Source organism: Lysinibacillus sp. NPDC059133 (assembly GCF_042755925.1).
In the GTDB taxonomy this organism is placed as follows: Bacteria; Bacillota; Bacilli; order Bacillales_A; family Planococcaceae; genus Lysinibacillus.
Genome location: NZ_JBHZDH010000087.1, coordinates 1 through 13,860, shown reverse-complemented (window position 1 = coordinate 13,860; position 13,860 = coordinate 1). Strand labels below are relative to the sequence as shown.

Annotated in this window: 14 protein-coding genes and 1 pseudogene; 7 read left to right on the top strand and 8 right to left on the bottom strand. The window is 34.7% G+C overall.

Annotated elements, in window-relative coordinates:
* Positions 1-228: 228 nt before the first annotated feature.
* The 3 genes from ACFXN8_RS25290 (at position 229) to ACFXN8_RS25280 (ending at position 3,177) form a co-directional block, all read left to right on the top strand.
* Complete coding sequence (locus tag ACFXN8_RS25290; RefSeq protein WP_376078406.1) at positions 229-972, top strand: SDR family NAD(P)-dependent oxidoreductase; 744 nt, start codon at positions 229-231, stop codon at positions 970-972.
* A gap of 298 nt (positions 973-1,270) precedes the next feature.
* Positions 1,271-2,140, top strand: a complete 870-nt coding sequence (locus ACFXN8_RS25285; protein ID WP_386848180.1) for a DMT family transporter — start codon at positions 1,271-1,273, stop codon at positions 2,138-2,140.
* 458 nt (positions 2,141-2,598) lie between these two features.
* Positions 2,599-3,177 (top strand): hypothetical protein, encoded by a 579-nt coding sequence (locus ACFXN8_RS25280; protein ID WP_386848179.1) that lies wholly within the window; start codon positions 2,599-2,601, stop codon positions 3,175-3,177.
* Positions 3,178-3,516: 339 nt separating this feature from the next.
* Here the strand turns inward: ACFXN8_RS25280 and ACFXN8_RS25275 are convergent, their stop codons facing one another.
* Positions 3,517-3,945, bottom strand: a complete 429-nt coding sequence (locus tag ACFXN8_RS25275; RefSeq protein ID WP_376078409.1) for a HEAT repeat domain-containing protein — start codon at positions 3,943-3,945, stop codon at positions 3,517-3,519.
* A 987-nt stretch (positions 3,946-4,932) separates the two neighbouring features.
* Here ACFXN8_RS25275 and ACFXN8_RS25270 point away from each other — a divergent pair.
* On the top strand, positions 4,933-5,730 hold the full coding sequence (locus tag ACFXN8_RS25270) for a MerR family transcriptional regulator (RefSeq protein ID WP_386848178.1): 798 nt from the start codon (positions 4,933-4,935) through the stop codon (positions 5,728-5,730).
* A gap of 20 nt (positions 5,731-5,750) precedes the next feature.
* Positions 5,751-6,395: a methyltransferase family protein gene (locus ACFXN8_RS25265; protein ID WP_386848177.1), complete on the top strand. Its 645-nt coding sequence runs from the start codon at positions 5,751-5,753 to the stop codon at positions 6,393-6,395.
* A gap of 219 nt (positions 6,396-6,614) precedes the next feature.
* Here ACFXN8_RS25265 and ACFXN8_RS25260 read toward each other — a convergent pair whose 3' ends face one another.
* The 3 genes from ACFXN8_RS25260 to ACFXN8_RS25250 all read right to left on the bottom strand — a co-directional run bounded on the left by ACFXN8_RS25260 (position 6,615) and on the right by ACFXN8_RS25250 (position 9,647).
* A complete protein-coding gene (locus tag ACFXN8_RS25260; protein ID WP_386848176.1) occupies positions 6,615-7,160 on the bottom strand; it encodes an NADPH-dependent FMN reductase in 546 nt (181 codons plus the stop codon).
* A 611-nt stretch (positions 7,161-7,771) separates the two neighbouring features.
* Positions 7,772-8,635, bottom strand: coding sequence for a M23 family metallopeptidase (locus ACFXN8_RS25255; RefSeq protein WP_386848175.1), 864 nt, complete (start codon positions 8,633-8,635; stop codon positions 7,772-7,774).
* Positions 8,636-9,200: 565 nt separating this feature from the next.
* Entirely contained in the window at positions 9,201-9,647 is a 447-nt protein-coding gene (locus ACFXN8_RS25250; RefSeq protein WP_386848174.1) for a MarR family winged helix-turn-helix transcriptional regulator, read from the bottom strand.
* A 152-nt stretch (positions 9,648-9,799) separates the two neighbouring features.
* Here ACFXN8_RS25250 and ACFXN8_RS25245 point away from each other — a divergent pair, with 152 nt between their 5' ends.
* Positions 9,800-10,204, top strand: coding sequence for an Ohr family peroxiredoxin (locus ACFXN8_RS25245; protein WP_386848173.1), 405 nt, complete (start codon positions 9,800-9,802; stop codon positions 10,202-10,204).
* 28 nt (positions 10,205-10,232) lie between these two features.
* The gene (locus ACFXN8_RS25240; protein WP_386848172.1) at positions 10,233-10,859 is read left to right on the top strand and encodes a nitroreductase family protein; all 627 of its coding nucleotides are present in this window, start codon (positions 10,233-10,235) and stop codon (positions 10,857-10,859) included.
* A 96-nt stretch (positions 10,860-10,955) separates the two neighbouring features.
* On the opposite strand, the pseudogene ACFXN8_RS25235 reads toward ACFXN8_RS25240, so the two are convergent.
* The 4 genes and pseudogenes from ACFXN8_RS25235 to ACFXN8_RS25220 all read right to left on the bottom strand — a co-directional run.
* A pseudogene (locus tag ACFXN8_RS25235) lies at positions 10,956-11,045 on the bottom strand (GNAT family N-acetyltransferase); the annotation flags it as partial.
* A 149-nt stretch (positions 11,046-11,194) separates the two neighbouring features.
* Entirely contained in the window at positions 11,195-11,449 is a 255-nt protein-coding gene (locus tag ACFXN8_RS25230; RefSeq protein WP_386848171.1) for a hypothetical protein, read from the bottom strand.
* 43 nt (positions 11,450-11,492) lie between these two features.
* Positions 11,493-12,929 carry a TcaA 3rd/4th domain-containing protein gene (locus ACFXN8_RS25225; RefSeq protein WP_386848170.1) on the bottom strand — a complete coding sequence of 479 codons (1,437 nt, stop codon included), beginning with the start codon at positions 12,927-12,929 and terminating at the stop codon, positions 11,493-11,495.
* A 520-nt stretch (positions 12,930-13,449) separates the two neighbouring features.
* Positions 13,450-13,719, bottom strand: a complete 270-nt coding sequence (locus ACFXN8_RS25220) for a hypothetical protein (RefSeq protein WP_386848169.1) — start codon at positions 13,717-13,719, stop codon at positions 13,450-13,452.
* Positions 13,720-13,860 lie beyond the last annotated feature (141 nt).

Here is a 13,860-nt window from a genome sequence, read left to right as displayed (position 1 = left end):
ACACAGGACATGGCAACACCATCTGTGGAGAGCTTTGTAACGCTTCTCTTAAGTACATAAGAACCCCACTGCTTTAGCTGTGGGAGTAGTCAGAATCCATTACCCTATAAATGGACGATATTAACACAATATTCTACAGCAACTTATAGGATCGTATTTCAGAATGAAACGAGTATGATGGAAGTATCACTAGATAAACCAACATTAAAATAAAAGGCGGGATTAAATATGAAATTAAAAGATAAAGTAGCAATCGTAACAGGTGGGGCAAGTGGTATTGGTGAAGCGACTGTTCGCCTATTTGTTGAAGAAGGAGCAAAAGTAGTTATTGCTGATTTTTCGGATCGTGGACAAAGCATCTCAGAAGAATTGAATAGTAATGGATATGATACTCTTTTCATCAAAACAGATGTAACAAAAGAAGAAGAAATCCAAAACATGATTAATGAAACGGTCGATAAATACGGTAAGCTAAATATTATGTATGCAAATGCTGGTGTAGCCGATGATGCTCCAGCACATGAATTATCCTACGAAAAATGGAAAAGAACGATCGATATTAATTTGTCAGGTGTATTTCTTTCTGATAAATATGCCATTGAGCAGTTTCTTAAACAAGGTACAGGCGGTGTTATCGTTAACGCTGGTTCCATTCATAGTTTTGTTTCCTTACCAGCTCCAACAGCCTACTCCTCTGCAAAAGGTGGCGTAAAACTGTTAACACAAAACTTATGTACTGCTTATGCAAAAGAAGGCATTCGTGTTAATGCTGTATGTCCGGGATACATTGACACTCCCCTACTTTCTGAAGTAGATGCTCAACAGAAAGAATATTTAGCTTCACTTCATCCACAAGGTAGACTTGGTAAACCAGAGGAAATAGCAAAAGCCGTGTTATTTTTAGCTAGCGATGATGCAAGCTTTGTCAATGGTACTACCCTTCTTGTCGATGGCGGCTATACAGCTCAATAATTTATCTTCATTCAACAAATAAAGCGTAGCACTAATGAAGCGATAGTTACAATTACGCCAAGGCGAAATTGATTTAACATGGTCTGAATTCGGTACATTTCACCGAGCTCAGATCATTTTTTTCTCTCAAATTCAAAAAAATGTTATATGATGAATGAAATACTATAAAAGGAGCTGGCTATTATGATCTTCTCACCATTATTTGAACACGATGTACCTGAAGTTATTCTCCCTTAACGGAGAATCTTCATATCTCCGTTAAGGACAGGAATTGTCTAGAGATAACGGAGGGGAAAACATGAAAAAAACCTTATTAGGTTCCTTATATTTATCACTTGCTGCTAGCATTTGGGGCGGCATGTATGTAGTAGTTAAAGTAGTTGTCGATACCGTACCACCTTTAGAATTAGTATGGCTGCGCTATATGATTGCAATAATCGCTTTGTTCATCATTGGCATTATTACAAAGCAATCGTGGCGAATTGATAGACGGGACTGGCTGTTAATCTTTATGATTGGGCTCATCGGCAATACAATTTCTATCGTTGCTCAAGAAATAGGTACTATGCTGTCTACTGCTCAAATGGGAGCCATCATTACAGCAACAACACCGGCATTTATGGTTGTTTTTGCGAGATTCATTTTAAAAGAAAAAATCACGTTAAAAAAAGCGGTTTCTATTATTCTAGCGACATTTGGTGTCTATATGATCGTAGGTAGTGCACATATCGATTCTTCACATCAATTAGGTGGGGTTGCTCTACTAATTGCTGCCCTAACCTGGTCACTGATGTCCGTCCTTATTAAACGGGTACCGGAACAGTATTCACAAATCGTTGTCACTAGCTACGGAACACTTGTCGCTATCATTGTTTTAACACCTTTAGCCATTCCACGATTAATTAATTTAGACTTCCATGCGATGGCAGAACCATCAATCTGGGGTGGCCTACTCTACTTAGGCGTTATCTCTACAGCGTGTGGCTTCTTACTGTGGAATCGTGGATTACAGATGCTCAATGCCGCAAGTGGCGGTTTATTTTTCTTCTTTCAACCAATCGTCGGCACCTTCCTAGGATGGCTATTACTAGGCGAACAAATTGGCGTATCCTTTTGGGTTGGCACTGCATTAATCTTTAGTGGAGTACTGTTGGTTATTCGCGAATAAGCATACTAAAAGCTGAATGATATTTCTTTTATTAAAAGTCAAGTTATAAGCTGAAACTATTTTAAATAGTGAATTCTTATTTAATGTCACACATTATATGTATAGAAATTAAAAGGATAGGAGAGCTAAAATGAATTCGCTCTATCTATCCTCTTTTTTACCACAGATAATTCTATTTACTACAACAATTAAATCAATCTAATGTTGCAGTAATTTAATAGGAGCTTATATCAATTATTAATTGTCCATTAAAGCCTATTTCTTAAACTTCTAAGCAATAAAAGATATAGGTTGTTTTCTAAAAGATTGTTGCTATTCAACTAACGAGGCAGAATAGTTTAATAAGCGTTTGGATTATTTCGGTATAATCTAATAAGTGAGTATGAGCTAACTTTCTTTTTTAACGCATTCTTATAAACTATACTAGAATAGGGAATTAAAGAAGGGAAATCATTTCTATGAAAAAAGTTTTCGTATTATTAACGACCATTACTTTGTTGTCAATTGTTCTAGCAGGATGTCAAACTACAGGTGTTGAGAATAGTAGGACACCTCAACAAGAAATCGAAAAACAAATGGAAGAAAGAATGAATCTCAAAGTTCATATACCTGAACATCCTAAATATGTTATAAGGACAGCAGGCTTTCATTATAAGTATAACAGTGATTTTGAATTCACTGACGAATTAAGTAATCTATATGTTGATTACTCCTTGAAGACGGATGAAAGATTAAATATTGGCGGTGTTCAACAAGGTTTTGAAGCATTTATTAATGAACAATACAAAGCAATACCTGTCATCGCTATTTGGATTGGCCCAGGAATGATGGAAAAACAACCTTATTATGATGGAGAATTCAAAGTAAAGGACAAGGTTGTTTTTTATTCTCAAGGACTTGGAGAAAATGAAATGTATGCATTTGAGATACAGTTTGAAGATAGATGGTACGAGATACGTTATGATTTGATTGATAACAATACATTTGAAGATGCTAAGGAGTTTGTTGTTAATTTAGTAGAGGAAAACAGCATATAATAAAATCATAAATTTACCTTAGATAAGATTTAACATAAGGTCATTCCACAATCAGGCGCGATTGTGGAATAAGCGTCGCCGTTCTTATTTAACTCCCATGAAAGAACTTAATCATCTTTCATTTTCTGTGGTGAAGAGCTGATTTTTGCGCTTCATGGATGGCTAATGGAGCAGGTTAGTTGAATAAGGTGTTTGTTTACAATAAAGATAGATGATCAAAGAAAAGAAGTAATACAATTTAATATTAGTTTCGATGAACCCGCAGCGTAAGATAAGAAAAAGCCATTCCCTCCACAAGCGGAGAGAATGACTTTCCTTCATAAATCGTAAAACTACTGATTATAGTTTTGCCCAGCGTTCCTCTAACCAGTTCATAAATTCTACACCTTTGTCGCCTTCATACGCATCAAAGACATCTAAACGCATTCGTTTTAGTTTATCCGCAAAGTCTGCCACTGTATGGTCCTTCGGCAAGCTCTTTTTCACCCGCAGGAAAATTTTGTCTGTGCCTTTGATAATATCAAAACGTGCAGGTGATGGCTTCTCTACGTCCTCACCAAACGCCGCGAGTGCTTCATAGGCTGCTAATTGCACCTTGTTGACAGTATCATGCTGCATACGATTTTTTAATAAATCTATGATTTTGTCATGTTGATAAGCCGATAACATTTCGACTGCGTCTAAACGCTCTCGCCAGCTAGACGTATAATTGGCCTGTTTTTTTAATGATTCATATTGCTCAGGTAATGCTGTTTCAAACTGTTTCAAGTAATTGCACCTCTTTTTTTAACTAGAGGAAAAATGAATTCTTCTTCTGCTTCTCTTATTATACGTTGTCTGGGTGAAAATAGCGATGAATCGCTGGTAAGGATATATATATATAATGGAAACTAACTACATTAAGGTGAACCGTATCATAAGTATGTACTATTCTTTATTAGATTTGCTTTTCTTATTAAACTCCCATGAAAATTAAACTCTTCAATTTCTGAATAAAGACAACACGAAAGCAGACGCAGCTCATTTGTTTTTTTAAATTTGCAGCGTCAAAATTAGGATAGAATTATTTGTTGGATTAGGAGGTATCCGGTTCAACGATTGTGACGTTATACCCTAAGTTTTCAAGTCTTCGAACTGAATATCGTACAATAGATTGTTCTTTTTGCTTGTCAAAGTAATCTTCACCTAAGTCTACGTACATTTCTTTGCGTGTTAAGAGATAGTAGGCGATCCTTTTCATTTTTTTAATTAACGCAAAAATTGTTTACTGGCTTAATGGGCGTATCAGTTCGAACAGTTGAATCTTGGGAAAACGGTCAAAATACACCTAATGGTTCAGCAGCACGCTTAATGGAATTTCTTAAAAATCATCCTCAATTAAAAGAAGAGGTCATTAGTGGCGATGATGATGTACGTATAAGGATAACCACAGCCTCTGAAGTTGATCCAAGAAGTCCTTTTTACAGACTTTCCGGATCAACTTTTTCCTTTTATCTAAACAAAATAAATAATCTTTATATATTTCCCCATATAAAACTGCACCTTAGATTTCTTATCAACAGTTTGATTAACACCTGTGGAATGTATACCCAACTTAAGGTTTAAATCAAATTAACAAATTTCTTCCTGACGCAATCTCGCGACCTATTACTCCCCAATTCCACCAATATCTTATAGGGCCATAAAAAAATTTAACTACATTGATTGACCCTCCCCTTACAGGAAGCATTATAGTTAAAACAGGAGGTGATTGTTATGCTTACAATTGGTGAGTTTTCAAAAATATCGCATCTCACTTTGAAGACTCTTCGCTACTATGATGAAATCGGACTTTTAAAACCTGCTTTCATAGACGCTAAAAACAACTATCGCTATTATAATATTTCTCAATTAGAAACAGCTTTATTGATCGCACGCTTAAAAAGCTATTTATTTTCATTGGAAGAAATTAAGGTTATTTTAGCTGATTGGGAGGATACCGAACTTCTAAACTCTAAAATGAAAGCCAAACAAGAAAATCTGGCACAACAGATTACATTTTATTCTTCGTTGTCAAAAAAATTAAAGCATGATATTCAACTATTAGAAGAAGAGGAAAATATTATGGGTTATTTAGATCAGATTGAGATTAAACTTGTTGATCACTTAACCTATCATATAGTATCTCAACGAAAGCAAATAAATACCGCTGATTTTCTACTACACTTTAATGAGTTGTTTAGTAAAATTTTGTTTGAAAATTTATCACCTATCGCCAAGCCACTTGCTATTTTCCATAGCTCAGAATATGAACCTGAAAATTATGATGTGGAAATTGCGATTCCCCTTGCAATGGCCACCAATAAAACAAAAGTGTTTAATCCTGGTCTTTGCGCAATGGCTACGCTTATTGGCTCTTACGATGAATTACCTTCTATTCATACAAAGCTGCATGTTTGGATTGATGAAAATAACTATAAACTGAACGGTGCTCCGTTTGAAGTTTATCTAACGGACCCCTATAACACACCTGAGGAAAATAATATTACAGAGGTATACTTCCCCATTAAATAAAAAATGAAGGAGCGTCTTAAATGTATGGTATTAACAAGTCAACGATAAAAGAAAAACTCTTGATTTTAGTTGCTGAGATTATCTATTTAATCATTGCCTATTATTTACTTTTCATTACATATGACAAATCAGGCATTTCACTAGGGCTTTTTATTGCATTAATTATTACAGCTATACGATTAACAGCTATGATGTTTATATGGTTGCCTAGGGGGATTGCATGGCAAGAAGCCATCATGAATAGTCTAGCTTTCGGGATTTATTATTTAGGTTTCCCCATTTTAATGATTACTAGTAATCAGGATCCAAACCTAACAGTACTTATTGTAGGCTGGATATTATTTTTAGGGGGCAGTATGTTAAACACAGTTTCAGAGTTACTTAGAAAGCCGTTTAAAGACAATCCTGTAAACAAAGGTAAACTATATACAGGCGGTTTATTTAAATATGCAATTCATATTAATTATCTTGGAGATTGCCTTTGGGTACTAGGCTTAGCGCTAATCTCTAACAATATGTATAGTTTGCTTATCCCTCTAGGTTTATTCTTAGTATTTGTTTTTGGCTATATTCCAAAATCTGATGATTACTTACAAAACAAGTATGGAGAACAATTTACACTATATAAACAGAAAACTAAAAAGCTAATTCCTTTTATTTGGTAAATAGTAACGAAATTTGAAAACGGAGTATTCAAGATCACCTATTTATGGTGATCTTTTTTACTTCTTTCAGCATCAGCAAATGCTTGTTGTTTCGGCGTCAATTTCTTATCCATAAAAGAAAAAGCCTACCCCTGCTAGGAGTAAGGCATAAAATATGGTCTATAGCTCTTTTTAGAAACCGCAGTAGCTACACCAATTTATTGTGAATTATAAAGTTTATTATTTATTAATCTCGTACACTAAACTATTAATAAGGTCGATAAGTGATTGCTTAGTGCTCTCGTCTTTCACTGTAGCATTATCGTTAAATTTAGTTCCGACAGATGGGACTAGCAATGATCCATCTTCAACAATGTTAGTATCAAGCATTCCCAGCGTAAGTAGTAAAGATTCATGCGCTTTGTCTCCCCCAGTAATTGCTGGAGAAGCTGTTATAACAGCTACTGTTTTTTTATAAAGTTCAGCAGATGAGACAAGCCACTCTAAAGCATTTTTCAAAACTCCTGGAACACTTTTTGCGTATTCTGGCGTACAAATAATAAGCGCATCTGATTCAGCTAACGTTTTTCTAAAACTCTCGACAACAGCTGGCGGTTCCGTTCCGTCTATATCCGGGTTGAAATGCGGAAGGTCTTGTATTCCGTTATAAATTGAATAATCAATACTTTCAGGAATAAAAGCTGCTAAAGCCTTTAATATATTCGTATTGGAAGAGCCTTCTCGAATGCTACCTGAAATAGCTATTATCTTTTTATGTTTGGCCATTCTATCACCTCTTGAATAGAATACATGCGAAAATACATAAAAATCAAAAATTTCGAACTATCTTATCGAAGAGTAACTTAATCCCGCGTTCATCTCACCACCTCTAGAGGTGAGAGCTTCCATACCTGACACTTTGCTTTCGCTTCACATGTTCAAGATATCGTATCCCCTTGTATTGGCTCATTACCTCTTTTAAAAAAATTATGCTTTCATGCTTACTTATTCAATTTCTTTTTAAGTAATTTATTATTAGATATAGCAACTTCTATTAGACCAATCATACATAACGCTAAAAATAATAGTGACCAGTCGATTCTCCCATCTAAGAAAAGCGTATAGATAACAGAAATTACACAGTAACAGAATATTATACAAGCAACAACTATTCCTTTTTTTATTCTTCATCTTCTCACAACTTTCTAAAATATATCGAGGTAATTATACAATAATTAGGTAATGAGCAATTTATAATATTGGCACTGCTTACTGCTTTATCTATCTTTTACGACTCGTTAATACAGCCCCCGTTATTTAAAGAACCTATCTATTGCTCTAGAGATTAATGATTTCTCTGTTTTATCAAGTTGTTCATCAAAGCTATCTTTATACTCCTATATATTAGACACCGTATTCCCTTGTATTGGCTCTTTACCATCTTTAAATAGAATACGAATGGACTTTCCATGTACAATCTCTGGGGCATCCATTACCTGAAAGTGAATATGAGCTTCTGATGAATTACCAGAGTTTCCGCATTTTCCAATAAGTTGCCCTTCTGTAACGATGTCGCCTGATTTTACTAAAATCGAGTTCATTTTAAAATGTGCGATCATACTAAATTCATTATTAGCATGTTCAATCACGACATAGTTTCCTGCTGCATTATGTTCATCCATTTCACCAGGTACATTATCGTTTATTCCATCTACAACTTTTACGACTTTACCATCTGCTGGTGCTATAATATCTTCATCAAAAGCATAAAAATCTTCATTTTGAATTGGGCTTTTTTGATAAGATTGTCCATCTTGAACTTTTACTAAATCGTAAGCATATCGCTGATTTTCATATACATAATGATAATTTACAAATTCATTTGTACCACCCCAAAAAACAAACCACTCATCTCTAATTGGCATTATGTATTTATTTTTTGTATATTGTTGGTCCGTTTTTGGATAAGAAATAAAAGCCTTTAAATAAAAACGCTGTATTTGATTGAGTTCATCAAAGGAAGCTACAACTACTTTCTCTCGTTTATCATCTAACCATACGTAATGCGTTAAACCTTGTAATATCGTCTTAGTTTCTAATTGATAATTTTTCACGCTACTATTAAAAGATGTGCTTAGCTCAATGAATTGTTCTAAAGTGACTATCTGCTGAAAATCTTTTGATGTAGCATCATAAACTTTTTCGTAACCTTCGCTTAACCAAATATCTATGACTTCTTCTGGACTACTGAACTTCTCCACTATAACAACCCCCATTTATGTATAAATAAAACATTTCATTATATTTACGTGTTTTAATTGCGAAAAGTTTCATGAACTCCTTTTTCCGCTTATTATCATAACGTGTGGTTGATTTCCGTTCCGACTTGGCCCTTTGTTGTTGCTGTCGCTACGCTTTCGCACAGATAAAACAATTGCTGCCGCTTCGCTTTCGCACAGAGCAAAGCTTCCTGGGGGCGTTCGATGAGCCGCTTCGCTGCAGGATCTCATCTGAGACGCTAGTCCCCAAGGAGTCGCCTAGTCTCCACTCCAAGTCAAACTTTACGGGCTAGTGAGGTTACAAGTAACAGTTATCATTAAATTGAGGATATAGCATAATTTTCTGGTTATGTGGGTTAGATTGAGGCAATTAAAAACAAGGCCGGCATGTGTATAGGAATATGTCTGATTATCCCTGTTTTTATTATATAAAATAGAAAATCGCCAACTTGATAGTTGGCGATACCAAATAATACAATTTATTTATTTTGTGGCTGAATCCTGTGTGCATTGATCCATTAGTTCAGGGAGAGACTCATACATCAGTTTATTTCCCCTGCTTTTCATCCTTCATTGGCAAGTCGTTTTGTAAAATATCTCGAAGTACGATTTTCAGCTGCATATACTGCTGCTCTGAAATGTTCGTTTGATTCATTACTTGATGTGACACTTCAGGTAGCTTTTGGCGTACTTCAATTCCTGCTTTTGTTAAATAGATTTTCATTTGTCGCTCGTCTTCCTTGGAACGCTCACGACGGACGTAGCCTGTTACCTCTAACTTTTTTAGTACTGGTGTTAATGTACCAGAATCTAAAAATAAACGTTGCCCCAATTCCTTCACCGTAATTTGCTCATCGTCCTCTAGGGCTAGTATGGCGATATAGCCTGTATAAGTTAAATCGTATGGCTTTAATAGCATCGTATATTGTCGAATGATTTCCTTTGAAGTCGCATACAATAAAAAGCAAAGTTGATTATCTAAATGATTCGGCATAGGAATCCCCTCTTTAAGTACTTTTGATACTTTTAATATTAAAAATAAAGTTTCCACTTGTCAAACACAATTAAATTGTGTACAATCGATTTTGTAAAATTAAATTGTGCACAATCTAATTGATTGACGCCGCAGAATAGGAGTTTTATCTAATGAAAGAATTATATACAACAACAATGATTAATGACGGTGGCCGTAATGGTAAATCGTATGCAGAGGATCAATCGTTATCATTAAATATTGCACCACCTGGCTCGAAATTAGAGGATGTTACAAACCCAGAACAACTATTTGCAGCAGGTTATAGCGCTTGCTTTAACAGCGCACTAGATTTAATTAAACGCCAAAAGAAAATTCAAGGGGCATCAACAATTAAAGCAACAGTTAAATTAATGGAGCAAGCTGCATTTGACTACGTGCTTGCTGTTGACATTGAAGGACATATTGAAGGCTTATCCATTGAAGAAGCACAACAATTATTAGAGTTTACACATACCGTTTGTCCATATTCAAAAGCGACAATGGGCAATATCAACGTAACAATTAAAGCGATTTAATTAATATATAGTAAAAGAGGGAAATCATATGACAACAACTACACCAGTAAAACAAATTATGCACGAGCGTAAATCGGTTCGTAAATACAATGCTAACGCAACAATTTCTCGTGAAACGATTATGCAACTGTTACAAAATGCAACTTCATCCCCATCTTCAAGTAATATGCAGCCATGGCGCTTTATCGTCATCGATGATAAAGAAATCCAAAAAAACATTAATATTTTTTCATTTAATCAAGAACAAATCGAAACAGCATCTGCCATTATCGCTGTCATTGGAGATACAGAAATGTATCTAAATGCAGAGGAAATTTATGCAGAAAATGTTGAGCTAGGCTATATGCCTGAAGAAATTGCAAGTAAGCTTGCACAGGACTCACTAGCAATGTATGGTGCGCTTCCAAAAGAGGCGCTACTAAATATCGTTCACTTTGATGCAGGTTTAATTTCAATGCAAATTATGCTGTTAGCTAAGGAAATGGGCTATGATACAGTCGCAATGGGTGGCTTCGACAAATCAAAATTTGCTGAATATATGGAGTTACCACCGAACGAAGTGCCTATTTTATTACTAGCGATTGGCGAGGCAGCTGGACCAGCTTATGGCTCTTCACGTCTTCCAATTGAGCGCCTTGTACGCTTCAATAAATAATTTATCGGTTGTACGATCGATTTTGGCAATGTCCCCGAATGCATTTGGGGGACATTGCTTTTTTTGAACTTTTAGATCGGACTGTACTGCCTAAAAATAATCTTTTAAATTTACTGAATGAACTGTTTCGTAGAACAAAGAAACAATTTCTTCAATATCAGCTTCCTCAAATTTCGTAATATTCATTTCCCCATATCCCCCTCTGCATTAAGATAAGTATATTTCATCATCAAAATCCTTTATCAATGATGCAACTTGAAGTCTATTTAAATTGGTGAAAAGGCATTATTTAAAATATGGCCGCAAAGTATTTACACCACAAAAAAAGCATATCCTTATTTAGAATATGCTTTCATTTTTTTGTTATTGAAGTTCTTTTTAATTAATTTATTATTGGTTATAGCAATTTCTATTACATAAATCATACATAATGCTAAAAATAATAGAGACCACTCGACTTTTTCATATAAGAAAAGCGAATAGATAACAGAAATTACACAGTAACATAATATAATGCTAGCAATAACTATTCCTTTTTTATTCACGTTATTATCATAAACTGAACGTTTTTTATGTGGTGTTTCTTCCATAATAAATCCTCCCTCCCCCTTTTTTACTTATTTGAACACCGTATCATGAAATTCTTGTTTTTATAACTTCGCCTACATTTTCAATACTTGAAATATAAAGTGAGCCATTAATTAATTTTAACTTGTAAAGTTTTGTGCGCTCGTTTTTCCATTCCCCTGGTTCATCGCCTAATTCATAAAGTTCGAATGTCTCCTGGGATGTTAGCTCAAAGGTATTAGAACTAGTAGCTTTCATTTCTATAATATCATTTGCTAGGAAAGTGTAACTATATTCGAAATCCCGATCACGATGCTCTAGTACAAAATCTCTGTAACTTCGTTTTACCGCTGAGCCATCTTCAAAGTAATTAGAAATATAATTGAAATCTCCAGTATTTAATCCGTCCTGATGAGAGTTACGGAAATCATAATAAAAATTGCGCGCGTAATCCGCGTAATCTCTCATAAGTTCCTCTTTTGCCGCTTCATCGACTATTTTCTTCTGCTCTTTTGCTGCACTATCAGCCGTTCTTTTCTGTACATCAGCAAATGGAATGTGTATATCATTTGAATCTAGTTTGACTTTTTCTGATACTTTCTTCTGCCCATCAACTGTATGTTCTGCATGAATTGTCGCTGAGCCATCTAATAGTAAAGTAAATAATTTTAGTTCATTCGCTTTTTTCTTTGTGCTTTTTCCATCAATGAAAACAATGGCGTCATTATAATCTGAGCTAAGTGCTACTGCTTTTTCGGAAAAATCAAAGAAAATTTCTTGTTTACTTGCATCATTATTCGTAATTATTTGTTCTTCCTCAAATGTTTTTTCAGAAAAATCGTCCGCTACGGAAATCGAAAACTTATAAACACCAGGAATAGATTTGCCGATTGGTGTATTGTTATCTGTTATTTTCATTTTTTTACTATCGCCATATGTAATTGTAGCTGTTTTTAATGATGTTGAAGCAGTGACTTCAATTGGGATGATTTTAACACTGTATTTTCTATAAATACCTAAAAATTTTTCATCCATGATTGCCATTATTTTTTGTCCATCCTGACCAACAATCGCATCTGCAAAAGAACCTTTGTCGATTTTTTTTATGCCGTCTTCAAGTTGAGGGCTAATTTTGTCTGACCATTGGATGTCCTCCATATATCGATGGAAAGCTTTTGCATCAACAACTACATCCGAATCAACTTCGAAGTAATTGAGAAAAGCTTCGTAATCGTTGTTAACAAATGCTTTGTTAGCATTTGTTAATTGCTTATATGGGTCTAGTTGATTTTTGATGGTAAAATGTGTGATTCCCCCAGCTAACAAAATAAAAGCGAAAACAATCGCCATGATTTTGTTCGATTTTTTCAAAGGTGCTTTCGCTGGTTTTGATGTAACCCTTTTTTGATTTTCTGTTGTTACTATTTCAAGTGGTGAGCCACATCCCTGACAAAACTTCATAGGATCAGGATTATTAGTACCACATGATGAACATTGATTCATAAAAAAGTCCTCCTAAAGTAGATATTCAACAGGACCTATTATACAGCAAAACTTGAAATCATAGATATATATATATAATTTTACCATTAAATATACTTTTGAGGACTTGGGTGTATTGGAAAATGTATGACCACCTGAAGATATTAGAGAATTGCGAATTGCCTCAATCTATTACTGTAGCAAAAGAAGCTTAGCTTATTTTCAATAGCAGCAGAAACGAGTATTTACGCCACACAAAAGCATAATATCCTTATTTGGAATAAACAGAGCCAACGTTCTGTTTTTAGCGATTGAAAATGACCAGGCTCACAATTTTTTTTGTGATTACCCGGTCTGTAATTGATTTATATTGCATATATTTAATTTAGAAATCTAAACTTTTGATAAAAAATAGCTTAATCTTCTTTGTTTTTTCGCAATTCTGCAACATATCTATTGACTAAATTTAGTCAATGGGTCTACACTATAATTAACTAGAAGGGCTTGGTCATTTCGAAGGCTTACGTTTTACGTGAGCTACTCACGTAGGAATGACGGGGCCCGTTTTTTTGTTTTTTGATAGATATTGTTTATTTTCGATTTTATTATTCAGCTTAAATTTCCAATGTCTATATTGGTGATTCCATCGATTCTCGATATTATCTTTTAAACCTGTTGTTTCGCCTACATTGAAATTCGAATAAATTGCTCGAATATGTGCATTGATGTGTTTGTATAACTTTTCTTTAGCTACTGTTCTTTTTCCTCTTCTTTTCTTACCTTCTGGAATTGCCTTATGCTTCTCATTCAATCTAAATTCCATTGAACCTAAAATTAAATCTAAGCATTGAAGTATGATCTGACTACTCCCACAGCTAAAGCAGTGGGGTTCTTATATACTTAAGAGAAGCGTTACAAAGCTCTCCACAGATGGTGTTGCCATGTCCTGTGT

Coding starts and splice junctions, on each gene's coding strand:
- ACFXN8_RS25265 (WP_386848177.1), top strand. CDS start 5,751: ATGTATGGTATTAACAAGTCAACGATAAAAGAAAAACTCTTGATTTTA.
- ACFXN8_RS25285 (WP_386848180.1), top strand. CDS start 1,271: ATGAAAAAAACCTTATTAGGTTCCTTATATTTATCACTTGCTGCTAGC.
- ACFXN8_RS25290 (WP_376078406.1), top strand. CDS start 229: ATGAAATTAAAAGATAAAGTAGCAATCGTAACAGGTGGGGCAAGTGGT.
- ACFXN8_RS25230 (WP_386848171.1), bottom strand. CDS start 11,449: ATGGAAGAAACACCACATAAAAAACGTTCAGTTTATGATAATAACGTG.
- ACFXN8_RS25270 (WP_386848178.1), top strand. CDS start 4,933: ATGCTTACAATTGGTGAGTTTTCAAAAATATCGCATCTCACTTTGAAG.
- ACFXN8_RS25280 (WP_386848179.1), top strand. CDS start 2,599: ATGAAAAAAGTTTTCGTATTATTAACGACCATTACTTTGTTGTCAATT.
- ACFXN8_RS25250 (WP_386848174.1), bottom strand. CDS start 9,647: ATGCCGAATCATTTAGATAATCAACTTTGCTTTTTATTGTATGCGACT.
- ACFXN8_RS25225 (WP_386848170.1), bottom strand. CDS start 12,929: ATGAATCAATGTTCATCATGTGGTACTAATAATCCTGATCCTATGAAG.
- ACFXN8_RS25240 (WP_386848172.1), top strand. CDS start 10,233: ATGACAACAACTACACCAGTAAAACAAATTATGCACGAGCGTAAATCG.
- ACFXN8_RS25245 (WP_386848173.1), top strand. CDS start 9,800: ATGAAAGAATTATATACAACAACAATGATTAATGACGGTGGCCGTAAT.
- ACFXN8_RS25260 (WP_386848176.1), bottom strand. CDS start 7,160: ATGGCCAAACATAAAAAGATAATAGCTATTTCAGGTAGCATTCGAGAA.